Genomic DNA, 25,914 nt, shown 5'->3' with positions numbered 1-25,914 from the left:
ACCGTCAAAGGCCAAACGCCTCGGTTTTGCGGAGCTCGCCGCGAAAGGTGATTAACGAAGCGTTATCATCGGGCTGCTATCGAGGATCGAACCCACACGGCTGGAAACGGATGATCCCTTTGCCATCGGACGCTTCGGTATCGATTGCGGGGGTATCGATCGCGGGGCGGTCTCCGGGGCTCGCCGCGGAAACCGTCGAAGTGGTCGTGACGCTGCCCACCTTCAAGCGTTCCCAGTTGCTGCTGGAAACGCTGGCGTCGCTCCAGGCGCAGAAAACCGAGCGGCATTTTGCCGTCATCGTCATGGAAAACGAGGCGGAGGCGCGCGAGGGCGCCAAGGCGGCACTGCCGCTGTTCGAGCGCGGCGAGATGCCGGGCCTCGTGATCATCGCGCATGAGCGTGGCAATTGCAGCGCCTACAATGCCGGCTGGCAGACGGCGATGCTTTACTTCCCCAACTTCAAACATCTTCTCGTCATCGACGACGACGAGACCGCCGCGCCCGATTGGCTGGAACGCATGTGCAAGGCAGCCGAGACGCTTCGAGCCGATATCGTCGGCGGGCCGCAAGTGCCGGTGTTCGCCGAACCCTCCCATGCGAGATGGGCCGATCACCCCGTCTTCGCGCCGCCATACCGGCAAACGGGCCGCGTGCCGGCGCTCTACTCGTCCGGCAACCTGCTGGTCGGACGCAGTGTGCTTATCGCCATGGGGCCGCCCTTCCTCGATCTCAGGTTCAACTTCATGGGCGGCGGCGATTCCGATTTCCTGAGTCGCGCCGCCCAAAAAGGTTTCGTGCTCGGCTGGTGCGCCGAGGCGAAGGTCAAGGAAACGGTTCCGGCCCGTCGCGTGGAAGCCGACTGGATCCGCGCCCGCAGCCTGCGCAACGGCGTCATCTCCACGCTTGTCGAGAAGAAAAAGCGTGCGGGCACGCCGTTCGCCGGCGCCAAGGTTCTGCTGAAGAGCCTGGCGCTGCTTGCCGCCTCGCCGCTGCGCGGCGCCGTCCGACTGGCGCGCACGGGCTCGCTGACAACAGGCCTTTACCCGATCTATGTCGCGCTCGGCCGGGTGCTTGCCGAACTCGGATATGCCAATGAGCAGTACCGGCAGCCTGAGAAGAACTGAGCGCGCGCCGCTCAGCGCCGCCTTCACGCGCGAGGGCATAGCGACGACAATCGCGGCGCTGCTCTTTACCGTCATCATCGTCTCGTTCCGGCCCTTCCAGCCTGCGGGCGCGGAGCTCACCGGCGACGGCGGCGACATCGTCAACCAGCTCGGCTTCGGATCGCTCGGCGCCATCTCCATCTTCTCGCTGCTCGCCTTCGCCGATCCGCGCGTCGTGCGCTCGCTCATCAGCCCATCCTGGGCGCTGATGCTGGGCTTCTTCTTCCTGTCGGTGATCCTGGCGACCGATCCGCCCTCCGCCATGCGCGCCGCCTCCTTCACCATGATCGGCATCATCACCACGGCGACGATCCTGGTGCTGCCGCGCGACGCCGACTCCTTCGCCAGGGTCATCATCTTCACCGCTGTGGTGGTGATGGGTCTTTCCTATGTCGGGCTCATCGTCTTTCCGCACGAGGCATTGCACACCGCCGACTCGCAAGAGCCGGAGCATGCGGGCCTGTGGCGCGGCGTCTTCACCCACAAGAACATCGCCGGGCCGGTGATGGCCTGCTTCAGCTTTGCCGGACTCTATCTCTGGCGGCGCGGGCAACGCTGGTGGGGCATCGGCATCTTCTCAGCGGCAATGATCTTCATGCTGCATACCGGCTCGAAGACGACCGCCGGACTGGTGCCGTTCTCGATCCTGATCGTGTGCTGCCAAGCCTCATCGGCGTGCGGATCGGCACGCCGATCCTGTTTCTGTCCGCGATCGTCGCGACCGCGGTCGGCACGCTCGGCATCGTCTTCATCCCGCCGGTGAAGCAATTGGCGGCGGTCTATTTCCCGAACCTCACCTATACCGGCCGCACCACGCTGTGGGAGTTTGCCGGCGAGATGCTGGCGAAGCGGCCCTGGACCGGCTATGGCTATGAGAGCTTCTGGGGAACGCCGCTGCTGCTCAACCAGGACCAGCCCTTCGACCGCCCCTGGGACATCCGCACCATCGTGCACGGTCACGACGGCTATCTCGATATCGCCGTGCTGATGGGCATTCCCGCGCTCTGCGTCGCGGTCTACACCTTCCTGATCGCGCCGCTCGGGGACTACATGCGCATTCCGCTGCGCAAGGAAAACATCTATCTCGGCGACTTCTTCATGATGGTGGTGCTGTTCACCGCGCTCAACGGCTTCCTCGAAAGCTTCTTCTTCCGCCGCGCCGACCCGGTCTGGCTTTTCCTCGTGCTCAGCGTGTTTGGCCTGAGGCAGGTTTCGCTGCGGCCGATTCCGGCCCGCTGCCCCCACTGATCCGCGAGGGGGCGACCGATCCCTCCCGACAGGGCTTTCCCGACGCCGCGCGACCGTTTATGGGAGGAGCCTTCTTTCGGAGGCTTCCATGACCATCAGGCTCGTTCTCGCCGGTTGCGGCAATATGGGTTACGCGATGCTCTCGGGCTGGCTGAAATCCGGCAAGCTCGAGCCGTCCGCGGTGTTCGTGGTCGAGCCCAATGCCGAATTGCGCAAGCGCGCCGAACATCTTGGTTGCCGCGTGGCGGCCGACGCTTCCGGCGTTCCGGCCGATGCCGTGCCCGATCTCGTCGTCATCGCCGTGAAGCCGCAGGTCATCCGCGATGTGCTCGTCGCCTACAAGCGCTTCGGTGACGGCAGGACCACCTTCGTCAGCATCGCCGCCGGGACGCCGGTCGCCACTTTCGAGGAGATCCTCGGCGATCTGGCGCCGATTGTCCGCTGCATGCCGAACACGCCGGCTGCGATCGGCAAGGGCATGATGGTGGTGTTCTCCACCCCGCTGGTCCTGGACGACGTCAGGCGTTTCGTCGCCGAATTGCTCTCGGCGAGCGGTGTCGTGACGACGATCGATGACGAGAGCCTGATGGATGCCGTGACGGCGGTCTCCGGTTCCGGCCCGGCCTATATCTTCCATTTCATCGAAGCGCTGACGGTTGCCGCCGAGAAGGCCGGCCTGCCGGCCGAGACGGCCAAGCTGCTCGCCATGCAGACCGTCTACGGCGCCGCCTCGCTCGCCGCCGAAAGCGACGAGGAGCCGGGCGTGCTGCGCCAGCAGGTCACCAGCCCCAACGGCACGACGGCCGCGGCGCTTGCCGTGCTGATGGGAGAGGACCGGCTGACGAAGCTTTTGACCGACGCGGTGGAAGCGGCGCGGCTCAGGTCGATAGAGCTGGGGAAGTAGCGCTCGCGCCGTACAGCATCTCGTCCTGCAGCCGGCGCAAGGCATAGAGCCTTGTCGTCTTGTCGGGCGCGGCGTTGTCGCTGGTCAGCAGTTCGCCCTTCCTGACCGGCTTCAACACCTTGCCGCCCTCGAGCAGCCCGACCGGCACGGCGCGGCCGGCGCGCGCCTCGGCGACCGTCATGGTCCAGGAGCGGTAGCAGGTCTCGCCGATGGCATCGAAGGTCTCGCCGGCGGCGAGATCGCGCTTGGCGACGGCGCAGACCTCGGCCACCGGTTTCGGCAGCGGCACCATGTCGGGCCGGCCGTAGAGCATGATGCGGGCCGCGGTCAGCGGCACCTCCAGCGAGGTCAGGTGGTAGGGCCTGAAGAAGCTGTAATAGGGGCCGTGGCCGACATGGAGGTCGTCCATCCGCTCGACGACGCGCGGATGCGTCGCCTCGACGATGACGAAGACGCCTGGCGCAACGCCCTTGCCGACGGTGTAGTCGACGACACCCTTCCTCGACAGGATGCCGCCGTCCTCGCGCGGGATGAGCACCTTGGCGAGCTGGTCGCGGTCGGCCTTCGGGCCATGCATGCCTGGAACATCGGGCGCCAGGCCGGTGGCGTTGGCTATGGCGCACATCTCGACCATGGTCTTGGAACCGTCGACGAATTCGACCAGCATGCGCGGATTCATGTTCCGGCGCAGCGCTTCCTCGCGATAGTCGTCGGGAACGGCGTCGTGATTGAGAGGGTTGTTCTTGCCCTTGCCGGCCGAGACGATGGTGTAGCCGAGCGCCGAGGCGAACTCGATCAGTTCCATGCAGCTCGACGGCTCGTCGCCGGCGCCGACCGAATAGACGACGCCCAGGCGATCGGCCTGCTGCTTGAGATAGCAGCCGATGGTGACGTCGGCCTCGACATTCATCATCACCAGATGCTTGCCATGTTCCATGGCCATCAGGTCGAAATCGGCGGCGACGCCGGGCTTGCCGGTGGCGTCGATGACGACGTCGATCAGCGGATTGGTGACCAGCATCTCGTTCGAAGTGATGGCGATCCTGCCGCTTTCTATCGCCTGGCTGACTTTGGAAGCGGTCTCGGCTTCGGCAGCCATCGCGTCGTCGCCATAGGCGATGCGAATCGCCTCGCGTGCCGTGTGCGGGCGGCGGGTGGAGATGGCGGCGACCGAAATGCCCGGCATCAGCATGCCCTGGGTGACCAGATCGGTGCCCATCTCGCCGGAGCCGATGACGCCGATGCGCACGGGACGGCCCTCGGCAGCACGCCGGGCGAGATCGCGGGCAAGCCCGGTCAGGGCGACATTTGTCATACAAGAACGTCCATGCTTTGCTTTCAGCCCGCAATACAGGGATCGGTCCCCGTTTGCCAACAAAACCAGCCGCACATGGCAATTTCCGGCGCATGCCTTGCAGAACCGGAGCAGATTTGTCCCAGCAATTCCCGCAGCCTTCGGGCTCTCGCAACGCGACGGCCGGATGCTTGGGGAGGATGACGGGGCAGGATTCGCGCCAGGTCCGATTTTGCCCGGAAATTGGCGCTGGTTGCAGGCGCCTTTGGCGATTCCTTATGCGGACCGCTATTTGTTAATCATGATCGCCATCGGTTTTGCCCGAATGGCAATCCAGACGAGCATCGTTTCTGTGCCATTTTTGCTACATCCGCCGAGACTAATGGCCGGAACCCTCGCTTTTAGAGGCGCCTAAATCATTAAGCGCTCACAACTTCGAAAAATCTGATAGATACTGGTCGCAAGCTCCGGTGGCAGGCTTGGGCAAATAAGCGCCGACAAAAACAAAAAAGGCGCGGGGATAGTCACGGGGTAAAAATGACCAGGACGGGTAAAGTGACCGTCGGCTGGCGCTTTGCGCTTGCCATGACGGTGTCGATGCTGGCTTGTGGAAGCGCCAGCGCACTCACACTCAAGGAAGCCGTAGCAGTCGCCGTCGAGTCCAATCCTGAGATTGGGCAGGCGATCGAAAACCGCGAAGCCGTCGAATTCGAGCTGCGCCAGGCAAAAGGCCTCTATCTTCCCAGCGTCGATCTGGAAGCGTCGACCGGCGTTCGCCGCCTGGACAATCCTTCCCGTCGCGCGATCGGCGAGGAGCATGACGCCCTCTATCCGAACGAGGCCGACCTCACCGTTACGCAGACGCTTTATGACAGCGGGGCAAGGCGGGCCGAATTGAACCGCCAGGCCTCCCGCGTCGACGGCGCGTCTTTCAGAGTGCTGGAACGGTCCGAGTTCATCGGGCTTGCCGTCGTCCAGGACTATCTTGAATACATGCTGCAGGGGTCGATCGTCGCCGAAGCGAAGAAGAATCTCGCCTTCCATCAGTCTATACTCGGCGACATCAAGCAGGGCATCGCCGGCGGCGCGCTCAACGATGCCGACCGGCAACAGGCCGAGGAGCGCCTTTATGCCGCCAAAGCGCGCGTACAAGAGGCCGCGGAGGAGCTCGAAGCCGCCAAGATCCGGTTCTTCAAGAATGTCGGCAAGCCGCTGACCAATGCGTCGCGGCCGGCCGATGTCGCCGGCGCGCTGCCGCGCTCGCTCGATGACGCGATCGGGCTCGCCAGGCAGAGCAATCCGCGCGTCCATATGGCCAACAGCGACATCGACGCGGCGGCTTCGCTGGTCGACGCCGCGCGGGCGAAATACGGTCCCACGATCACAGCCGAGGGCGTCGCCCGGGGTGGATATGACATCGACGGCGACGACGGCGACACCAGCGACCTGCAGGCGCGCGTCGTGCTGCGCTGGAACCTCTATCGCGGCGGCATCGACAAGGCCAACGAGCAGGAGCAGATCCGCCGCACCAGCGAGCAGCGTCTTGCGCTGCACCAGGTGCTGCGCGAGATCGAGGAAGCCGTGCGCACCTCATGGGACCGCCGCTTCCGCCAGGCGGAACTCGCACAGACCCTGCGGCTGCAGGCCGCCACCAACGAAAAGCTGGTGGCTTCCTACCGCGAGCAGTTCAAGGTCGGACAGCGCTCGCTGCTCGACGTGCTCGACGCGCAGAACACGCGTTTCAACACCGCGACGCTGGCCGACACCTCGTCCTATGCGTCGCTGTTTGCCGAATACCGGTTGCTGGCCGCGACCGGGCAGTTGCTGAAGACGCTGAACATCCAGCCGGCGAAGCAGGCCACGGCCTACGCGCGAACGGAGTTCGGCGTGCCGGAAACGGCAGACACCGAAACCTATGCGCGGACGCCGTCGGAGCAGAAGAACGATCTGCCGTTCGACATCCTCGCGCCGGTCAGGAAGAAGCAGCCGATGTAAACATCGATCTCTGGTCCTTCGGGGCGGATCGTGAACCAGCAACCCAACATCGTTTCGCCCAAGGAGGCTTTCAAAGCCTGCTTCTCGGCGATTGCAGCCTATCTCGGTCGGCCGAGCGCGGAGACCGTGCTGTTTGCCGGGGTGCCGATTTCGGAAACGCGCATCGAGCCGGACGACATCAGGCACCTCGCCGAGCGAATCGGCCTCGAGGTCCGGGAGTTCAGCCATCGCGATTTCGGGCGCGGCCGCGTCGATCTTCCGGCCATCGTCTTCCGCGTCAGCCAACTGCCGGTCGCGCTGCTCGCCGAGACCGAAACCGGGCAATATCTGACGGCTCCGCAGGAAGACGGACGAACCGCGATCAGCAAATCGGAACTCGCCGGGAGCTACATCAGCGGCGGCGCCTCCTTCTCGATCACCTATGCCAACACCGCCGAGGAGATGACGGTGGGCAAGGCGCCGAGGATCGAAAGGCGCCATTGGCTGACCGGAACGATGGGAGCGTTCTGGCGCACCTATTCGAAGGTCGTGCTGTCGGCGATCTTCATCAACATGCTGGCGATCGCCTCGCCGATCTTCACCATGAACGTCTACGACCGCATCCTGCCGAACAAGGCGGTGTCGACGCTCTGGGTGCTGGCGATCGGGATCGGCGCGGCCATCCTGTTCGATCTGCTGCTGAAGACGGCCCGCGCCTCGCTCATCGACTACGCCGGACGCAAGGCGGATCTCAGGATTTCCTATCTGCTGTTCGAGAAAGTGCTCAACTCGTCCTTGTCGGCGCGGCCCGGGTCGACCGGCGAATACGCGAACCGCATCACGCAATACGAATTCGTGCGCGAGTTCTTCACCTCGAACACCATCAGCGTCTTCATCGACACGGCTTTCGTCTTCGTCTTCCTCTTGGTCATCTACGCCATCGGCGGCTGGCTGGTGATCATACCGGCGCTGGCCTTCCTGTTTTCCATCATCGTCGGCCTGGTCACGCAGCGGCGTATCGGCAAACGGGTCGCCGCCTCGATGAACGAGGCAGCGCAGCGCCAGGCGCTCCTAGTCGAATCCATCTCCACACTGGAGACGATCAAGTCGCTGCGCGCCGAGGCCTACCTGCTGCGCAAATGGGGCGAGCATTCGAAGAACGCGGCCAACACGTCGGAAAAGATCAAGGAGCTTTCGGCCGCCGCCGGCAATGTCACCGGCGCAATCCAGCAATTCGTGACCGTCGCGCTGGTGGTTGCCGGCGCCTATGCCTTCTCGGAAGGCCAGGTCTCGACGGGCGCGATCATCGGCACGGTCATGCTGGCCGGCCGCGCGGTCGCGCCGCTCGGCCAGATCGCCATCACGCTCTCCCGCTTCCGTCAGGCCATGCTGTCGCTCAGGATCATCAACACGATCATGTCGCAGCCGGAGGACCGGCCCGACACGGTCGGCTTCGTCAACCGGCCGATCCGCAGCGGCGCGCTCGTCTTCAAGAATGTCGGCTTCGCCTATCCAGGCACCGAAAACGAGGTCCTGAGCGGGTTGAACATCGCGGTCAGGCCCGGCGAGCGGATCGGCATCATCGGCCGCATCGGCTCCGGCAAGACGACGATGGGCCGTCTGGTCGGCCGGCTCTTCCTGCCGACCTCCGGAGAGCTGCTCATCGACGGCATCGACATGCGCCAATATCACCCGTCCGAGGTGCGCGCCGCAGTGGGCATCGTCGCGCAGGCCGGCGACCTGTTTTCGGGCACGGTCAAGGAAAACCTTTTGATGGCCGCTCCGGAAGCGACCGACGAGGAGATCATCGCCGCCGCGAAGGCCGCGGGCGTCGACGACTTCGTCTCGCGCCATCCGCGCGGCTACGACATGAATGTCGGCGAGCGGGGCACCAATCTGTCGGGCGGCCAGCGGCAGGCGGTGGCGATCGCGCGGTTGCTGCTGACCAAGCCGAAGATCGTCTTCCTGGACGAGCCGTCGGGTTCGATGGATCTCGCCTCGGAACGGCAGTTGATCAAGCAGCTCAAGGTCGCATTCGACCGCAACACGACGCTGATCGTGTCGACCCATCGCTACAGCATGCTGGAGCTGGTCGACCGCCTCATCGTCATCGAGCAGGGCCGCGTGGTCGCGGACGGAGCGAAGGAACAAGTCATCCAGGCATTGCAAAAGGCGAATGCCTGACCGGGGCACGTTGGGGAATGTTTGCAAGGGAAGATCGGCCGCCGCTGTTCGCATCGGCGTCCGTCTACATCATAGGGGCCTTGTTCGTGGCCTTCACCGCCTGGGCATCCTTTGCCGAGGTCGACGAGATCGCGCGCGGCGACGGCAAGGTCATTCCCGCCTCCAAGACGCAGATCATCCAGGCGAGCGAGGCCGGCGTCGTCCAGGAGATCGCCGTGAAGATCGGCCAGACCGTGAAGAAGAACGACCTGATCATCCGGCTCGACAACTCCGGGAACACCTCGAGCCTCGGCGAGGAGCAGGCCAAGGCGCGGGCGCTGCAGGCGCGCATCGCGCGGCTGAAGTATGAGCAGAGCGGCAATGTCGAGGGATCGTTTCCCTGCCCGGCGGAAATCCAGAAGGTTGCGCCGGAAATCTGCGACAATGAACAGAAGCTGCTCGTGGCGCGCCGCGACAACTTCGAGGTGAAGCTGTCGGTGCTCAAGTCGCGCCTCGATCAGCGCGAGAAGGAGCTCGACGAGGCAACCGCCAATTCCGATCGGCTGTCCAAGAGCCTGGCCGTCAGCGACCAGGAAACGGCACTGGTGGAGTCCATGGTCAAGAAAGGGCTGATGGCCAAGACCGAGCAGATCCGCGTCGAGCGCGAGCAGACCGACCTGCATGGGCAGCTCAACCTCGCGGGCGAGACCATCAAGAAGACGCAGGCGGCAATCACCGAGGCGCAGCTCCAGGTCAATGAACTCGGCCTGCAGCTCCAGCAGGAGGCGCTGAGCGACCTGACGCAGGCGCTGGCCGACCTTTCTGTGGTGGACGAAACCATCCGCGGCGCCACCGACAAGGTGGCAAGGACCGACATACGCTCGCCCGTCGACGGCATCGTCAACACGCTCGACGTCAACACGCTCGGCTCCTTCGTGCAGCCCGGCGCGGTGGTGGCGGGCATTGTGCCGACCTCCGAAACCCTCCTGGTCGAGGCGCGGGTCTCGCCGCGCGACGTCGCTTTCATCCAGCCGGACCAGGACGCGCTGATCAAGGTCACGGCCTACGACTTTTCGATCTTCGGCGGCATCGAAGGCAAGGTTTCGACAATCACCGCCGACAGCCTGGTCGACCAGAAGACGGGCGAACCTTACTATCAGGTGCGCGTCGCGACCGAGAAATCCACGCTGCAAAGGAACGGCAAGACCTACTCGATCATCCCCGGTATGATCTGCTCGGTCGATATCAAGACCGGTCGCAAGACGATCCTCAACTACCTTTTGAAGCCCATCAACAAGGCGCGTCAGGAGGCGATGAGTGAACGATAGCGCCGCCCGCCCCGATACTTCGCGCGAACGGCTGCTGCCGTCGCTCGCGGCCGAGGATTTCGGCCCGGAGTTCCGGGTCGTGGCGCGCGGCGGCGTGCGCCGCGGCATCCGGCTGGAGCGTGCCTTCTGGGTCTCGCTGAAGCAGATGGCCGAAAGCCGCAAATGCACGATCGGCATGCTGGTCGAGGAGATCGCCGAAAATCATCCCGACCAAGGCAATCTCACCTCGGCGATCCGGGTCGCATGCATGCGCGGCCTCGCTGAGGAAAGCATGGAGTTGCGCAAGCTCGCCTCGATCCGGACGATCAACGCGATCCTGGTCGCCTGCCCCTCGCCCGCCTTCGCGCTGTCGTCGTCGAAGAAGATCCTGGCGTTCAATACGGCGTTCCAGCAATTGGTCAGGCGTCAGTTGCCGAGCGCATCGGGCGACGACGGCAGGCAGGACCTCAAGCTGGCGCTGGACCTGAACGTCACCGACGTCTTCGCCCGGCTGGACGCGAATGGCGACACCCCGGTGACCACCGGCTTCGTCATCGGCGCCGGCGAGCGCCGCTACCGCGGCCAGCTCAGCGCGGTGCGCGCGCCGGTGGCCGAGCCGGAGCTTTTGATGGCGTTCGTCTTCAACGGGTAGGTTTGACGGGCCGGACAGCGCTTGCGCCGACACGTCGAATGCGCCGCTGCAGCGCAGAAATCCGCAACGTTGGCGGGACAGCACCCCCCTCTGTCCTGCCGGACATCTCCCCCGCAAGGGGGGGAGATTGGTAGCTTCGTCGACGGCATTCTTCCTCCAACGTAGGTGATTAGCGAAAGCCGCGGTGACGTCCGATCTCCCCCCTTGCGGGGGAGATGGCCGGCAGGCCAGAGGGGGGTGTGAAGGAACGCGGCGCCACAGTACCTTCTTAGTCGTCCCATCCCAGGGTCTTCGCTCCGCCCTGGGTGGCAGTCACCTCAGGCGCAGAGCCTTCGCCGGGAGCCACCGTCGCGAAACCGCCGGCGACGTCGGCGATCTGCGCGCCGGACTTCGATCCGTGGATCCAGGCGCGATCGGTGCTGAAGGAATAGAGCGGGACGTAGTCGGGAAGATCTCTGTCCATCGCCACGTTGTTGCCGAGGCTGTCCAGGATGAAGGTGCCGCTTCCCGTGCTCACCGACAGCACGGCGTGGAAGAATTTCCGGCGGCGGTCCTGGAGCACTACGAGCGACATGCTTTGCGCCGGGATCCCGGCGCGCAACAGCGCCGCCATCTTCAGTATGGCGAAATCCTCGCAGTCACCGGCGCGATGCTCGAGGATCTCCGACGGTTTTGCCCAATAGTCGAGCTTGCCGTAGACGGCGCTGTCCTTGCGATAGGCGATCAGCCTGTTGACGCTGCTGTTGACGAAGGCCAGCTTGTCGCGGAAGCCCTTGTTGCCGGCAATGTCGACGATCACGGCAAAAGCCGCGTTCTCGCGGTCGCAGGCGCTGCCCGGCGTGCAGTCGACGATCGCCTTGTAGACAGGCGCCCAGCGCGCGGCGACCGGGAAGTTGTGCATGGACAAGGCGACCGACCCGAACACGCCGGGGATGATCGCCCCGGTCTGGATAGGGTCAACCTGGATCGGGTCGATGCCAGGAGCGGCCTCGGCCTTCGCGGAACTCGTCGCCGGGTAGGCTGCAAGCGGTCCGTAGGCGCTGATGACGCCGGTTATCCGGTAGGCGGCGGCAGGCTGCCAGGGCTGCAGCCTTGCCAGCGAAACGCCGCCGAGAAGGACCGGCGCAGGCACCGTTTGTGAGGTCGGATTTGCCACGGAAACCGCGCTGGCGGATGATGGATTCGCCACGCAGGCCAGGCCGATAGCCAGCAGCAGAACCTTGATCCCCGATGCCCCCTGGGCAGCTTTTTGTATTTTCATGACGCCCACCTTTGACTGTGGACGCTAGCAATCTTGTCTCAAATTATCGGAAAGGAAGGTGGGTAAGTTTCCGCGAATCAATCTATTCTGTTTTCTGTCAAATTTTATTCAAATTTATACCTTAGTTTACCAAACCGGAGTCATGCCACGAAGTCGTCTGCGCGTCGCTTCCCCGGACACATAATTGGATATATGTTGCCGATTTACCAAGTGTAAAAAATGCAGATCTCTACATATTCAAGTATATGAAATAGGTTGAAGGTCTGTTGCAAAGATCGAGCCTCGCATGTCTCTTTCCGGGAAATGCCGAAGGGGGCTTGAGCTATGACGACCAGTATCGAATTCGACGCCGTTTCCGATTCCCGGGACGAGCACTCGACTGTTGGCGAACATCCGGTCACGGCGGGCGTGCAAGTCGCCCAGGCCGCCAGCGGCCAGGCCGCGGGTGAGCCGGTGCCGGTCGATGTGGGCAACGGCGCGCCGGCGCAGGGCGCGGGCAACGCACAGAACGCACAAGCGGCAGACAAGCCGGCGGCGGACGCCGACGCTCCTGCCGCCAATGCTCCTGCCGGGAACGCGCCGGCGGCGAATGCCGCGGCCTCGAATGCCCCGCATGAATATCATGCCGAAGCCGGCAATGTCGTGAAGCTTCCGGCCAATGTCTCGATCGATAACATCAAGGTCGACGGGCACAATCTGGTTCTGGTGCAGCCCGACGGATCCGAGATCGTCATCAAGGACGGCGCGCTGAACGTGCCGACCTTCATCATCGGCGACGTCGAGGTGCCGCGCGTTGCCCTGATCGCGGCCCTTGAATCCAGCCATGTCGATGTCGCCTTCGGCGCCGACGGCTCGATCTCGGCCGGCGGAAATGCGCCAGGCAGCGCCGGCGGAAACTTCTCGGTTCCTCCCGGCGGCATCGGCGACGGCTTCGACCTGACCGCGCTGCTGCCGCCGACCGCATTGCAGTTCGGGCTGCTCGACCGGCGTGAGCTCTTTCCCTCCGTTCTCGACAAAGGCATTTCAGTCGTAGCCACGTCATTGCTCAGCCCGGACGAGGCGGCCAGCGAGACCGGCTTGAACGGCGGCCCGTCACAATCGCCGGGCAGCGACGCGCCGAGCAATTCGGAAACATCCAGCACCGGAACGATCACCATCGACGCGCCGGATGGCATCGGATCGATCGTCATCAACGGCGTCACCGTCACCGGCACCGGCCAGCAGATCCAGGGCCAGTTCGGCTACATCACGATCGTCTCCTTCGATCCGAACACCGGCGTCGTCGAATACAACTACACGGTGACTGAATCGGTCACCCATCCCGAACATACGGACGGGTATGATCCCAACGACACGGTCCCGGACAATTTCAGCATCACCGTCACGGATTCCGACGGCGATACGGCCAGCACCACCTTTGCCGTCGCCATCATCGACGACGTGCCGACGGCGGTCGCCGACACCGACAGCGTCGCGGCCGGACAGATCGGGCCGGCGACCGGCAATGTGCTGGTTGGCGGCACCGACGCGGGCGATGCCAACACGACGGACGGCGTCGCCGACACCCAGGGCGCCGACGGCGCGACGGTGGTTGGCGTCGTCAAGGGCACGACGAATGCCGATCTGGACGACACGAGCACGCTCGGCGTGCAGATCCAGGGTGCCTACGGCAAGCTGACGCTCCACGCCGACGGCAGCTACACCTATGTGCGCGACGCCAACACGCCCGGCGGCGTCAACGACGTCTTCACCTATACGATCAAGGACGGCGACGGCGACACCTCGCACACCACGCTGACGATTTCGATCGGCAACTCGACGCCGGAGATCACCGACCTGACGCCGGAGGCCAACGGCGGCGACGTCACAGTCAACGAAGACGACCTCCTGGCCAGCCGCGGCTCGGGCGAATCGGCCGGTTCCGACACATCGAAGGAAAGCACCACCCAGGGCGGCACCTTCACCATCCACTCGCCCGACGGCATCGCTTCGCTGAACATCGGCGGACACGACTTCATCACCAATGGCGTGTTCACCGCCGGCTCCTTCACGACGGCGCTGGGCAACACGCTGGAGGTGACGGCCTACAATGCCGCCACCGGCGAGGTGAGCTACACCTACACGCTCAACGACAACGAGGCGCACGCCACCGGTCAGGACACCAACAGCCTGTTCGAGAATTTCGACGTCACGCTGACCGACCTGGACGGCCAGAGCGCCAGCAGCACGCTCTCCGTCGACATCGTCGACGACGTGCCGACGGCCTCGGCCGAGGCGTCGCAGAACGTCGCGGAAGGCGCGACGATCACCGGCACGCTGGACTTCGTCGCCGGCGCCGACGGCGCCACGGTGACGCATATCGACGGCACGCTGCTGGTCTTCGGCCAGGACGGCTATTCGCAGGCGATCGACATCGGCGACGGCTTCATCAAGGTCAAGGCCGACGGCAGCTATTCGTTCACCGCCGACAATCCGGTGATCGGAACGGGCGCGGCGTCCGCGACCTATACCGTGACCGACGGCGATGGCGACACATCAACGGCCGGCTTGAGCTTCGTCGTGACCGACGCCAATCATCCGACCACCGGCACGACCGCTGCCTCGGTCGACGATGACGGGCTCGTCGGGGGCAATCCTGCAAGCACGATTGATGACATCAACGCCAACATCGGCGACGCGGACGGTCCGGCCAGCAGTGAGGCGAGCTTCTCCGGCACGCTCGGCGGCAGCGTCGGCGGTGACGGCGCCGGCGCCAACGGCTTCTCCTTCGCCGGATTGAACGGCACGGCCGGCACGGTCGGCCAGGAGAACGTGACCTACGGCTGGGATTCCGGCACCAACACGCTGACGGCGACCACCACCAGCGGCGACCGCATCGGCACGGCCCTGTTCACCGTCCATGTCACGGACCCGGCGACCGGCGCCTACACCGTAACGCTGCTCGACAACGTGCTGCATGCGGGCGGCCCGAACGATGAGAACGCGGTCGATCCGACGACCAGCCTGACCTACACCATCACCGATGCCGACAATTCGTCCACGACCGGCACGCTGACCATCACCTTTGATGACGACGCGCCAACGGCTTCGGCCGAGGCCCCGCAGAACGTCGCCGAAGGCGGGACGATCACCGGCACGCTGGACTTCGTCGCCGGCGCCGATGGCGCCACGGTGACGCATATCGACGGCACGCTGCTGGTCTTCGGCCAAGACGGCTACTCGCAGTCGATCGACATCGGCGACGGCTTCATCAAGATCAAGGCCGACGGCAGCTACTCCTTCACCGCCGACAGCTCGGTCGCCGGCACGGGTGCCGCCTCCGCAACCTACACGGTGACGGACGGCGACGGCGACACCGCGACGGCCGGCATCAGTTTCGTGGTGACGGACGCCAATACGCCGACGAGCGGCTCGGCCGCGGCCACGGTCGACGACGACGGTCTTGCCGGCGCCAACGCCGCAAGCACCACCGGCGACATCGACGCCAATGCGGGCGAGGTTCCGCTCAGCGCCAGCGAAGCCATCTACAACGGCACGCTCGGCGGCAGCCTCGGCGGCGACGGCGCCGGCACCAACGGCTTCTCCTTCGCCACCCTTGACGGCACCTCCGGGACGGTCGGCCAGGAGAATGTGGCCTACAGCTGGGATTCCGGCACCAACACACTGACGGCAACCACAACCAGCGGCGACCGCATCGGCACGGCCCTGTTTATCGTCCATGTGACGGATCCGGCAACCGGCGCCTACACCGTCACGCTGCTCGACAACGTGCTGCAGGCGCAGGGCCCGAACAACGAGAACAACGCCACCGTCAATCTGGGCTATGTGATCACCGATGCCGACGGCTCGACGGCGCCGGGCACGCTGACCATCACCTTCAATGACGATGCGCCGACGATCTCGGCGCCGGGGGCGAGCGCCTCGCTGACGGTCGACGAGACCAACCTTGCGGTCAACGACACGCAGGCCTTCGCCAGCGCCTTCACCTCCAGCTACGGCGCCGATGGTCCCGGCACCATCACCTACGCGCTGGGCTTCAACGCCGGGGCGACCGGACTGGTCGACACGGCGACGAACCAGGCGGTCGTGCTCAGCCTGGAGAACGGCCAGGTGGTCGGCCGCGCCGGTGTCGGCGGCCCGATCGTGTTCACGGTCTCGACCGACGCATCGGGCAATGTAACGCTCGACCAGCAGCGGGCGGTCGTCCATCCGACGAGCAACCCGAACGAGCCGGTCAGCCTGTCGGCCGACAATCTGGTGACGCTGACGGCAACCATCACCGACAAGGACGGCGACAGCTCCTCGGCCACGCTCAACATCGGCCAGAACCTGACCTTCCTCGATGACGGCCCGTCGATCTCGGCGCCGGGGGCGAGCGCCTCGCTGACGGTCGACGAGACCAACCTTGCGGTCAACGACACGCAGGCCTTCGCCAGCGCCTTCACCTCCAGCTACGGCGCCGATGGTCCCGGCACCATCACCTACGCGCTGGGCTTCAACGCCGGGGCGACCGGACTGGTCGACACGGCGACGAACCAGGCGGTCGTGCTCAGCCTGGAGAACGGCCAGGTGGTCGGCCGCGCCGGTGTCGGCGGCCCGATCGTGTTCACGGTCTCGACCGACGCGTCGGGCAATGTGACGCTCGACCAGCAGCGGGCGGTCGTCCATCCGACGAGCAACCCGAACGAGCCGGTCAGCCTGTCGGCCGACAATCTGGTGACGCTGACGGCAACCATCACCGACAAGGACGGCGACAGCTCCTCGGCCACGCTCAACATCGGCCAGAACCTGACCTTCCTCGATGACGGCCCGTCGATCTCGGCGCCGGGGGCGAGCGCCTCGCTGACGGTCGACGAGACCAACCTTGCGGTCAACGACACGCAGGCCTTCGCCAGCGCCTTCACCTCCAGCTACGGCGCCGATGGTCCCGGCACCATCACCTACGCGCTGGGCTTCAACGCCGGGGCGACCGGACTGGTCGACACGGCGACGAACCAGGCGGTCGTGCTCAGCCTGGAGAACGGCCAGGTGGTCGGCCGCGCCGGTGTCGGCGGCCCGATCGTGTTCACGGTCTCGACCGACGCGTCGGGCAATGTGACGCTCGACCAGCAGCGGGCGGTCGTCCATCCGACGAGCAACCCGAACGAGCTGGTCAGCCTGTCGGCCGACAATCTGGTGACGCTGACGGCCACCATCACCGACAAGGACGGCGACAGCTCCTCGGCCACGCTCAACATCGGCCAGAACCTGACCTTCCTCGATGACGGCCCGTCGATCTCGGCGCCGGGGACGAGCGCCTCGCTGACGGTCGACGAGACCAACCTTGCGGTCAACGACACGCAGGCCTTCGCCAGCGCCTTCACCTCCAGCTACGGCGCCGATGGTCCCGGCACCATCACCTACGCGCTGGGCTTCAACGCCGGGGCGACCGGACTGGTCGACACGGCGACGAACCAGGCGGTCGTGCTCAGCCTGGAGAACGGCCAGGTGGTCGGCCGCGCCGGTGTCGGCGGCCCGATCGTGTTCACGGTCTCGACCGACGCATCGGGCAATGTGACGCTCGACCAGCAGCGGGCGGTCGTCCATCCGACGAGCAACCCGAACGAGCCGGTCAGCCTGTCGGCCGACAATCTGGTGACGCTGACGGCCACCATCACCGACAAGGACGGCGACAGCTCCTCGGCCACGCTCAACATCGGCCAGAACCTGACCTTCCTCGACGACGGCCCGACGGTTCTCGACAAGACCGATCTCTATTTCGCCAACAGCGGAACCGTCAGCGGCACCGGCGTGTTCGACTACTCCGTCGGAGCCGACGCCCATACGACGTACAGCAGCCTCAATTCGGACTTCGCCGCCATCACATTGGCCGGCACGGTGGCAGGGAACGCGATCAGCTCACCGACCGTGACCTGGGCTTCGGAGACCGCGACGACGGCTGTGTTCAACGTCAGCTTCGACTATCTGACGGGCGGGGTGTCCACTCACGAAACCGGCACCCTCACGTTCGACAAGGTGGCGGGGACCTACACCGTCGATCTTGCCGACCCGATCTCCGCGGTGACGATCAGCACGGTGAGCAATTCCTCTTCCATCACCGGCTACCAGCCGGGGTCTTCGACAATCGACAACACCCAGCCGGAAGTGGCGGTGGCCCAGGTCAATGCAAACCTCTTTATCCAGTTTACCGGCTATTCGGAACCTGGTTCCGGCACTGGAAACGACAACCTGCAAGCCGGTTCGATCGACGGTAATCCGCTGACTTTCGTAAACGGAGAATTTATCACGCAGGCTTCGTCATACGTGTCCATCTCCGGCACGGCAAACGGCGTTGCTGGCGACACGATGGGCAAAGGAGAAGTCATAGACATGGACTTCTTCACCACAAACCCGACCGGTTTTACAAACCAGATTCCCGATGCCCAAGTGAGCTCGATGTTCCTGAAGTTCGACGGCATCGGCAATACCGAAGACTTCATCGTCATCCTGAAACTCTACGATCCGACGACCAACCTATACACAACCAAGGCGATGTACGTAGAGAACGCCGACATCTTCAAGGGCCCGGGCTCGGGTCCCGGCGCTTACTCAAGTGTAAGCCTCGACAACAATGATGGCCTATTGATCATCGAATCGAATGACTACAACACTGCGGGTCAGCACTACGTTCTGGTGGGCGCACAGATCACTCCGACCGATGAAGGCATCACCGGAACCGCCATCAACCTCAATGGCGCCATCGGTGCCGGTGGAGCGAGCACCACATTCCAAAACCTGAGCTCCGATACCAATGATCTCGGGTTTAAGATCTCCGACATCGGACTGGTGAGCACGACGACTACGGCCCAAAATGCCGATCTGACCTTCAATGTCACCGTGAAGGACGCTGACGGCGATACCTCGACCGCGCAGCAGCTGGACGTTCACGTCGTCAACGGCGTCACCTATACCGGCACGGCGGATGCCGAGACCATGCAGGGCACTGCCAATGACGACATACTGAACGGCAACGGCGGCGATGACATCCTGCAGGGATTTGCAGGGGCCGACACGCTCAACGGCGGTGACGGAAACGATCTCCTGATCGGCGGCCTTGGCCATGACACGCTCACTGGCGGCGCCGGCGCCGATACGTTCAAGCTCGATCACCTCGAGCTGAGCATCAAGGACCTGATCACCGACTACAATGGCGCCGACGGCGACAAGATCGACCTCACGGCGCTGTTCCAGACCGGTGGTGCCAGTGTCACCGACTTCGTGAAATATGATGCGGGCACCGGCGCACTCAGCGTCGACACGGACGGAGCGGGCGCCGGCGCCACTTTCGTCGAGGTTGCGACGCTGACGCCCCATCCCGCGGCCGGCACGATCAACATCCTTTACGACGACGGAATACACGCGCAGCCGCAAACGACAACGGTATAGGCATGGTGCACGGCCAAAGTTCCGTGCTATGCATTAGCGAACCGTGAATTCGCAATTTGGAGAGGGACTTACATGAAGCGTGGTGCAAGACTTCTGGCTTCGGCCACGGCGCTGCTCTTGGCTGGATCGACGGGCTTTGCCGCCGACATCATCGGCGAGCCGGCGGTGAACTATTGCCGCACCGTGGGCGCGTCGGACCTGGTGCTGACCGACAACATGGTCGAGCTCAAGGACCATGTGGTGAAGCTGATGGACGAATCCATCGCCGTCGCCAACAGCCCGGAATGGATCAACTCGTCGCGCCCCGCCTTCGTCTGGGCTTCGGAAGCCAAGGTCGCCTGCGGCATGGCCTATGGCTACCTCAAGACGAACTATAAGGACGAAGATACGCTCAACAAATGCGAGTGCTTCCACGACCGCATGGTCGAATACATGCATTGAGCTGACGAGCGAACGCTGCGCCGATCGGCTGCGATGATGGCCATGAGAGCCTGGGCGGGGGCGAATGCCCTCGTGCGTCCAGCGCAGGTTGCCACGCCTGCCGAGCCTGGGCGGCAAACCCATTTCCGGCAGTCGCGAACCTTGGCGCTCGCGCTTGTCGCCGTCGCGGCCGTCTCCGGCTGCCAATCGAAGAGCGGCGCATCGGACGTGCTCGATCCGGCGGCGATCGCCGCGCCTGCCAGCCAGGCCAGCAGCACCGCCACGACGCCCGCGCAACTGACCGCCGGCTCCGCCGCGACCGCCGCGCCGAAGGGCAATCTGACGCTCGGCACGGGCGCGACCAAGATCACCATGCTTTTGCCCCTCTCCGCCTCGGGAAGCACGGGAGAGAACGGCAGGAAGATGTATGATGCCGCGCGGCTGGCGATGACCGATCTCGGCGACAAGCTGGTGACGCTGACAATCGAGGACACGCGCGGCGACAGCTCCCTTGCCAAGGACCTGGCGGTGAAGGCGATCACGTCCGGCGGCGCGAAGGTGGTCATCGGGCCGGCCGAGCTTGCGGCGGCGCAGCACCTTGCCAAGCTCTCCGGCACGACGCGGCCGCCGGTGCTGGCGCTGGCCGACAATTTCGCCGGCGGCCCCGGCGTCTATTCGGTGCGGCTCAGCGAAGCCGACAGCGCGGCCGCGGGCGCGGCCGCCGTCGCCGGCAAGGGCGCCAGGAAATTCGTGCTGATGGTGCCGGCCGGCGCCAATGCCGGCGCCATCGAGGCCAGGGTCGCCAACGCGCTCAGCATCTATGGCGCGACGCTCGCCGTGACGCTTCCCTATTCGGCATCGGACGGCGCCAAGGTGGTGTCCGACATGGGCTCGCTGGTCGAGGCGCCCGATGCGGTCGTCGTCGCCAGCGGCGACGGCAGCCCTGTCGCCGTGCTCAGCGCGCTGAAGGCGAAAGGCATTCCGGGCAAGGCCGTGAGCCTGATCGGCACCAACCGCTGGCTCGAGCATCCGGTGGATCCGCTCTATGAAGGCGCCTATATCGCGACGCTCGACCAGAGCGAGACCGGGCCGATCGCCGACCGTTTCAAGGCGACCTACAATTATCAGCCCGACGTCAACGTCGCCTATGCCTACGACATGGTGGCGCTGTCGGCCGGCATTGCGAGCTCGGTCGGCCCGAACGGTTTCTCCAAGCAGGTGCTGGAGAATGCCAGCGGCTTCCGCGGCTCGACCGGCCTGTTCCGCTTCCGCGCCGACGGCTCGAGCCAAAGATCGATGCCGTTCTTCAAGGTAGAGAAAGGCCAGCTCAAGCTGGTGGAGAAGCAGACGGCGGGGTTTTGAGGGGGAGCAAGCTCAGTTGAGCTGCTGCAGAATGCCGGTACTGGTTGCGACCATAAGGGCCTGGTACATCTGCAAAACTATCGTGCAGATCGCAGCCGCGGAGATGGGCACGCCAAACGGAACCACCCCTTTCCGATCCAAATGTTGCACATAGTGGCGAAACATCCCGGCCGGCAGCAGAAAAGGATTCTTGACCACGGCCGCCGTGGCGATGGCAAAAACCAGCAGCAACACGGAAAACACCGTAAGATTGCTTCCGCCAATCAGAAACGGCGTGACGGCTATCAGCTTCACATCGCCGGCGCCGACCTTGCGCAGGACCCAGAACGGAAAGAGCGCGATGAACAGGATCAGGCCGGCAATGGCGCTGAGGCCCATGCCCCACCAAGACCCCGCCTGAACCGAGAAAAGTTGCAGCGAACCGAGCCCTAAGCAAAGCAGCAAAAGAACGTCGCGGTTGGAGATCTTCTGGGTCGAGAAATCGACCCAGGCGACCCTCGCAAGCAATGGAACGGCCAACGCCTTGAGCAGCAGCGACGCGGCAAGCAAAAGGCTCATGACCGTTCTATGTTGCGCACACTGGATGACAGAAGCTTCAAATTGTTGGCGACCGTCGGATCGTTGGGCGCGAGCTCATAGGCCTTGAGGAAGTTGGCGCGCGCTTCCTGGAGCTTGCCGCGCAGCAGATAGGAATAGCCGACATTGTTGTAGTATTCGGGCGTGGCGCCGAGCAGCTTGTGGGCGCGGCTGTAAGCGAGGTCGGCAAGGTCGAAACGACGGATACGATCGCAGGAGGCGGCAAGACCAAGCCAGGCGACGCCATCATTGGGCGCCAGCCGTGTGGCCTTGTAGAACAGGGCGCCGGCATTGCCGTAGTTTTCCGAACGGAACTGGGTCTTGGCCTCGGTAACCGCTTGGTCCGAGGCATAGTAGTCGACATCGCTGACCGTCTTCAGACCATCGAAGGCATCGCCAAAGGCGGTGTAGTCGCCTTTAGCCGGCTCGTTGGTGCGAACCACACCGTCGGCGATGTCTTTTGTCTGGCAGCCCGCAAGGAAGACAAGCAGCAGGCTGATCGCAAATGCGAAGCGCTTTGGCCGTATCATTGTGTATCCCACGAGTCCCCGACTCAGTTTTAGAGGGTAATCATACGACCGGCTAGAAGAAAATGCCTCTCATGCGAATGATTACCGGCAAGAGGACGATCATGAGCACCACTGGGAAAATGCAGATGCCCAGAGGTATCATCATTTTGACCGGAAGCGCGTTGGCGCGTTCCTCGGCCTGAAGAATTCTCTGGGTTCGCATTTCATCACTGTAGACGCGGAGGGCTTCCGTGAGGCTGGTGCCAAGTTCTTCCGACTGGCGGAACAGGACGGCGAGCGCGCGCGCTTCCTCGAGACCGATCCGATCGGCCAGCTCGCGCAGCGCTTCACGCAGCGGCTTGCCGGCACGTAGCTGCAGATTCATGATTGCCAATTGGATACCCAGCCATTTATGGGTGCCGGCCATTTCCTGGCTCACCCGCTCGACCGCCGCCTCCAGGCTCATGCCGGCATCGGCGCAGGTGATCATCATGTCCATGAAGTCAGGAAAGCCACGGCGGTATGTCTGCTTCTGCGCATTCTCGAAACGATCGAGCGCTATGCTTGGAATGACCAGGCAAGCCAACCCGAACACGGCGGCACCGGCAAATGCAATGAAGCCGGGAATTTGGGGGGGCAGAACGGCAATCAAGCCAGTATAAACCGCCAGAAAGCCAACGGCGACAGCACCTATGCGGGACAGTGTGTAGAAAAGCGGCGCACTCGCGTGGTAGAAGCCTGCGCGAAACAGTTTTGCCTCAAGGGCGTTAGGCTCCCCGCGTTCCTTCTCGAGCGCGCGGAAGTATGCGTCGACCGGCCGCTGCGCCGCAATCTTGATCAGCTGCTGCTGTGCGTCCAGCGAACGCCGATTGAGCCCCCCTTCCGACAACAGGCTTTCAGTGACCAGCTTTCGAGTTTGAAAGGCGGGCAGAAAGATGAATGCGCCGAAAAGGAACAGCGCCACCGCCGCACCGAAAACCGAAAGCGAGACGAGAAGCTCGGAACTCAATATATTCGAAAGGGTGGTTATGTTCCGCTCCAATCAAAAATCGAAATTGATCATGCGATACATGATGAAGTCGCCGAGCAGCGCCCAGACGCCGAAGATCGTGAAAACCGGAAAGATGAGCGGATTCCCCCAGACCGCGCCGTAGTAGGTCGGGGCAACGATCCAAAGGATCCCGAACATGACGATCGGGAAGAGTGAGATTATCCATGCCGAGAATCGGCCCTCGGCGGAGAGGGCCCTGATCTTCATTCTAAGCTTTTGCCGCTCGCGCAGCACGCCAGACAGATTGGCAAGTATCTCGGTAAGATTACCGCCAGTCTTGGACTGAATGGAAAGCGACACCGAAAGAAGGTGGAGACCCTCGAAGCCCACCCGCTCCGACAGCTTTCGTACGGCCTGCTCGATGCTGAGGCCGAAGGTGATCTCGTCGGAAACGATACCGAATTCAGTGCCGAGCGGATCAGGCATTTCACGCGCTACCAGGCCGACCGCCACCGAAACCGGATGGCCGGCGCGCAGCGAGCGGACGATCATGTCGAGCGCATTGGGCAACTGCTTGGCGAATTTCATGATCCGCTTGTTGCGGGCCCGGCGAAGGAACAGCAGCGGCAGGATAAAACCTACAATGATGAAGGTCACGAAGGCAGCAATTGCGGAAAACCCCAGCAACAGCTTGAAAATCAGCGCGACAACCAGCCCCGCCAGGATGAACACCAAAGCGAAGGTCAGCGGATTTCCAGTGATGCCGGACTGCGTGTAAAGCCTGTTCAGCCCGACCGCGCCAAAGACATAGTCACCGGAATCGGTCAGACCACGTTCGCGCAGCAGGCCTTGCAACGCGTGCTCGGCGGGTCCCTCTTCGGCCAGACGCTTAAGCCGCCGGTTGATCGTGCCGGCCCGCGAGCGGCCCTTCGCATAGGAAACGTATAGCGTCTCGGCCGCGAGGATGACGGACGCGGCCGCCAGCACATAGATGAAATAGAGCAGGGTCTGGCCGGTCAACATCAGAGCGGCACCTGCGGATTGAAGGCGTCCTTGGCGAAGTGAAAGCCCAAGGTCGCTGCTTCCTGAGCAAAGCGGGGGCGGATGCCCGTGGCGCGAAACTCGCCGACGATCTGGCCATCGGCCGCGACGTCGCGGCGAACAAAGTGGTAAAGTTCCTGCAATTGAACGACATTGCCCTCCATGCCGGTCAGTTCCGAAATGGAAATGACCCGCCGGCCGCCGTCGGAAAGACGCTGCGTCTGCACGATGATGTCGATCGCTGAAGCGATCTGCGCCCGAATCGACTCGTGCGTCATGGGCATGCCGGCCATACCGACCATTTGTTCGAGGCGGGATAGCGCATCACGCGGGCTGTTGGCATGGATGGTGGTCATCGAGCCTTCGTGGCCGGTGTTCATCGCCTGCAGCATGTCGAAGGCTTCCTCGCCGCGAACCTCGCCGACGATGATGCGATCCGGGCGCATGCGCAGCGCATTCTTGACCAGCTCACGTTGGCGAACCTCGCCCTTGCCCTCGACATTGGGCGGACGCGTCTCAAGCCGGCCGACATGCGGCTGCTGCAATTGCAGTTCCGCGGCGTCCTCGATGGTGATGAGACGCTCCCTGGCCGGGATATAGCTCGACAAGGCATTGAGCAGTGTGGTCTTGCCGCTGCCGGTGCCGCCCGAAACCAGGATCGACTTTCGCGTCTGCACCGCGATCCGCATCAGGTCGACCATGGGCTGGCGGATCGAGTTGAACGCCATAAGGCGTTCGAGCGAATAGGGATGTTTCGAGAATTTGCGGATCGACACCAGCGGGCCATCCACCGAGATCGGCCGCACCGCGATGTTGACGCGGGAACCGTCATCGAGGCGCGCATCGACCATGGGTGAGGATTCATCGACACGCCTGCCGATATTCGAGACGATCTTATTCACGACGCGCAGCAGATGCGCCTCGTCGCGAAAGCGGATTGAAGTTTCCTCCAGCACGCCGCGACGTTCGATGAAGACGTGATTGTGGGTGTTGATCAATATGTCGGCAATCGAATCGTCCTTGAGCAAGGGTTCGATCGGCCCCAGTCCCAGCATTTCATCAGCGGTGTCGCTGGTCAGCTGATCGAGCTCGCGGGCGTTCAGCGGCACGTTTCGATTGCGAACGAACTCCCGCACGATCGGCCGAATCTCGTTCAGGATCTCATCCTTGGAAGCATTTTCGAGAGCCGTGAGATTGAAGCGGTCGATGAGATGGCGGTGCAGCTCGACCTTGAGGGTCAGGAAATCGTCATTCTGTTCGACTTCCACCGCGGGAGCGCTTGCCGATCCGTTAGAAGCCGCGATGGCTGGCGCCGGCTGCAGCGCTCGCTGTTCATTCGATCCTTTGATGAAGCGACCAAGCATGCCGCTCGACCCCCTGCGATTTCCCCGTCATCGAAACTAAGCGTTAACCACGAGGGGCACAAGCGCCCGCGGGACACACTGGACATATTACTTGCGACATAGTTAAGAAACGGATTTCGGGAAATCGTTTTATTTTTGCCTTACTCCAGGCTTACAGACTAAAGTCCTAGGACCTTCGTCCCAGCATGGACGGCCGCACCTCTAAACCACCAGATATAAAGAGTTATGCACGACTCCTAATATGACGAGACGCCGGTACG

Annotated in this window: 16 protein-coding genes and 1 pseudogene; 10 read left to right on the top strand and 7 right to left on the bottom strand. The window is 63.6% G+C overall.

Annotated features, from left to right (window positions below):
* The first annotated feature begins 110 nt into the window (after positions 1-110).
* From EJ070_RS17920 to proC, 3 genes and pseudogenes are all read left to right on the top strand, one after another.
* Complete coding sequence (locus EJ070_RS17920) at positions 111-1,124, top strand: glycosyltransferase (protein ID WP_126092548.1); 1,014 nt, start codon at positions 111-113, stop codon at positions 1,122-1,124.
* Positions 1,093-2,411 (top strand): annotated as a pseudogene (locus EJ070_RS17915) (O-antigen ligase). The gene EJ070_RS17920 and the pseudogene EJ070_RS17915 overlap by 32 nt, the downstream one beginning before the upstream one ends.
* Positions 2,412-2,499: 88 nt before the next feature.
* Positions 2,500-3,315 carry a pyrroline-5-carboxylate reductase gene (gene proC / locus EJ070_RS17910; protein ID WP_126092547.1) on the top strand — a complete coding sequence of 272 codons (816 nt, stop codon included), beginning with the start codon at positions 2,500-2,502 and terminating at the stop codon, positions 3,313-3,315.
* Here the strand turns inward: proC and EJ070_RS17905 are convergent.
* A complete protein-coding gene (locus EJ070_RS17905) occupies positions 3,290-4,630 on the bottom strand; it encodes an NAD(P)H-dependent oxidoreductase (protein WP_126092546.1) in 1,341 nt (446 codons plus the stop codon). The two genes, proC and EJ070_RS17905, sit on opposite strands and share 26 nt — an antisense overlap.
* A 516-nt stretch (positions 4,631-5,146) precedes the next feature.
* Here EJ070_RS17905 and EJ070_RS17900 point away from each other — a divergent pair.
* Genes EJ070_RS17900 through EJ070_RS17885 form a run of 4 tightly spaced genes read left to right on the top strand, consistent with a single transcriptional unit; the run spans position 5,147 to position 10,705 of the window.
* The gene (locus EJ070_RS17900; RefSeq protein WP_126092545.1) at positions 5,147-6,604 is read left to right on the top strand and encodes a TolC family protein; all 1,458 of its coding nucleotides are present in this window, start codon (positions 5,147-5,149) and stop codon (positions 6,602-6,604) included.
* A gap of 30 nt (positions 6,605-6,634) precedes the next feature.
* Positions 6,635-8,767 carry a type I secretion system permease/ATPase gene (locus EJ070_RS17895; protein WP_126092544.1) on the top strand — a complete coding sequence of 711 codons (2,133 nt, stop codon included), beginning with the start codon at positions 6,635-6,637 and terminating at the stop codon, positions 8,765-8,767.
* A gap of 17 nt (positions 8,768-8,784) precedes the next feature.
* Positions 8,785-10,074 carry an HlyD family type I secretion periplasmic adaptor subunit gene (locus tag EJ070_RS17890; protein WP_126092543.1) on the top strand — a complete coding sequence of 430 codons (1,290 nt, stop codon included), beginning with the start codon at positions 8,785-8,787 and terminating at the stop codon, positions 10,072-10,074.
* Complete coding sequence (locus tag EJ070_RS17885) at positions 10,064-10,705, top strand: ribbon-helix-helix domain-containing protein (protein ID WP_126092542.1); 642 nt, start codon at positions 10,064-10,066, stop codon at positions 10,703-10,705. The genes EJ070_RS17890 and EJ070_RS17885 overlap by 11 nt, the downstream gene beginning before the upstream one ends.
* A gap of 268 nt (positions 10,706-10,973) precedes the next feature.
* Here the strand turns inward: EJ070_RS17885 and EJ070_RS17880 are convergent, their stop codons facing one another.
* Positions 10,974-11,966, bottom strand: a complete 993-nt coding sequence (locus tag EJ070_RS17880) for a transglutaminase-like cysteine peptidase (RefSeq protein WP_126092541.1) — start codon at positions 11,964-11,966, stop codon at positions 10,974-10,976.
* 324 nt (positions 11,967-12,290) lie between these two features.
* Between EJ070_RS17880 and EJ070_RS17875 the strand changes: the two genes are divergently transcribed.
* From EJ070_RS17875 to EJ070_RS17865, 3 genes are all read left to right on the top strand, one after another.
* Entirely contained in the window at positions 12,291-19,391 is a 7,101-nt protein-coding gene (locus EJ070_RS17875) for a DUF5801 repeats-in-toxin domain-containing protein (RefSeq protein WP_126092540.1), read from the top strand.
* Positions 19,392-19,463: 72 nt separating this feature from the next.
* Positions 19,464-19,832, top strand: a complete 369-nt coding sequence (locus EJ070_RS17870) for a hypothetical protein (RefSeq protein WP_126092539.1) — start codon at positions 19,464-19,466, stop codon at positions 19,830-19,832.
* Positions 19,833-19,973: 141 nt separating this feature from the next.
* Complete coding sequence (locus EJ070_RS17865) at positions 19,974-21,173, top strand: ABC transporter substrate-binding protein (RefSeq protein WP_245464596.1); 1,200 nt, start codon at positions 19,974-19,976, stop codon at positions 21,171-21,173.
* 12 nt (positions 21,174-21,185) lie between these two features.
* Here EJ070_RS17865 and EJ070_RS17860 read toward each other — a convergent pair whose 3' ends face one another.
* From EJ070_RS17860 to EJ070_RS17840, 5 genes are read right to left on the bottom strand one after another with little or no spacing between them, the layout of a single operon-like run.
* Positions 21,186-21,731: a prepilin peptidase gene (locus tag EJ070_RS17860; protein ID WP_126092538.1), complete on the bottom strand. Its 546-nt coding sequence runs from the start codon at positions 21,729-21,731 to the stop codon at positions 21,186-21,188.
* Positions 21,728-22,279: a tetratricopeptide repeat protein gene (locus tag EJ070_RS17855; protein ID WP_126092537.1), complete on the bottom strand. Its 552-nt coding sequence runs from the start codon at positions 22,277-22,279 to the stop codon at positions 21,728-21,730. The genes EJ070_RS17860 and EJ070_RS17855 overlap by 4 nt, the downstream gene beginning before the upstream one ends.
* A 52-nt stretch (positions 22,280-22,331) precedes the next feature.
* Positions 22,332-23,267 carry a type II secretion system F family protein gene (locus tag EJ070_RS17850; RefSeq protein ID WP_245464595.1) on the bottom strand — a complete coding sequence of 312 codons (936 nt, stop codon included), beginning with the start codon at positions 23,265-23,267 and terminating at the stop codon, positions 22,332-22,334.
* 33 nt (positions 23,268-23,300) lie between these two features.
* Positions 23,301-24,272, bottom strand: a complete 972-nt coding sequence (locus EJ070_RS17845; RefSeq protein WP_126092536.1) for a type II secretion system F family protein — start codon at positions 24,270-24,272, stop codon at positions 23,301-23,303.
* Positions 24,272-25,654, bottom strand: coding sequence for a CpaF family protein (locus EJ070_RS17840; RefSeq protein WP_126092535.1), 1,383 nt, complete (start codon positions 25,652-25,654; stop codon positions 24,272-24,274). The genes EJ070_RS17845 and EJ070_RS17840 overlap by 1 nt, the downstream gene beginning before the upstream one ends.
* Between the last annotated feature and the right edge of the window lie 260 nt (positions 25,655-25,914).

Origin of the sequence: Mesorhizobium sp. M1E.F.Ca.ET.045.02.1.1, from assembly GCF_003952485.1 — a bacterium.
In the GTDB taxonomy this organism is placed as follows: domain Bacteria; phylum Pseudomonadota; class Alphaproteobacteria; order Rhizobiales; family Rhizobiaceae; genus Mesorhizobium.
This window is presented reverse-complemented; position numbering and strand designations above follow the sequence as displayed.

What these genes read in the sequence shown, in the direction of transcription:
- EJ070_RS17905 (WP_126092546.1), bottom strand. Translation starts at nt 4,630, where the DNA reads ATGACAAATGTCGCCCTGACCGGGCTTGCCCGCGATCTCGCCCGGCGT.
- EJ070_RS17870 (WP_126092539.1), top strand. Translation starts at nt 19,464, where the DNA reads ATGAAGCGTGGTGCAAGACTTCTGGCTTCGGCCACGGCGCTGCTCTTG.
- proC (WP_126092547.1), top strand. Translation starts at nt 2,500, where the DNA reads ATGACCATCAGGCTCGTTCTCGCCGGTTGCGGCAATATGGGTTACGCG.
- EJ070_RS17900 (WP_126092545.1), top strand. Translation starts at nt 5,147, where the DNA reads ATGACCAGGACGGGTAAAGTGACCGTCGGCTGGCGCTTTGCGCTTGCC.
- EJ070_RS17845 (WP_126092536.1), bottom strand. Translation starts at nt 24,272, where the DNA reads ATGTTGACCGGCCAGACCCTGCTCTATTTCATCTATGTGCTGGCGGCC.
- EJ070_RS17855 (WP_126092537.1), bottom strand. Translation starts at nt 22,279, where the DNA reads ATGATACGGCCAAAGCGCTTCGCATTTGCGATCAGCCTGCTGCTTGTC.
- EJ070_RS17890 (WP_126092543.1), top strand. Translation starts at nt 8,785, where the DNA reads ATGTTTGCAAGGGAAGATCGGCCGCCGCTGTTCGCATCGGCGTCCGTC.
- EJ070_RS17860 (WP_126092538.1), bottom strand. Translation starts at nt 21,731, where the DNA reads ATGAGCCTTTTGCTTGCCGCGTCGCTGCTGCTCAAGGCGTTGGCCGTT.
- EJ070_RS17880 (WP_126092541.1), bottom strand. Translation starts at nt 11,966, where the DNA reads ATGAAAATACAAAAAGCTGCCCAGGGGGCATCGGGGATCAAGGTTCTG.
- EJ070_RS17920 (WP_126092548.1), top strand. Translation starts at nt 111, where the DNA reads ATGATCCCTTTGCCATCGGACGCTTCGGTATCGATTGCGGGGGTATCG.
- EJ070_RS17875 (WP_126092540.1), top strand. Translation starts at nt 12,291, where the DNA reads ATGACGACCAGTATCGAATTCGACGCCGTTTCCGATTCCCGGGACGAG.
- EJ070_RS17840 (WP_126092535.1), bottom strand. Translation starts at nt 25,654, where the DNA reads ATGCTTGGTCGCTTCATCAAAGGATCGAATGAACAGCGAGCGCTGCAG.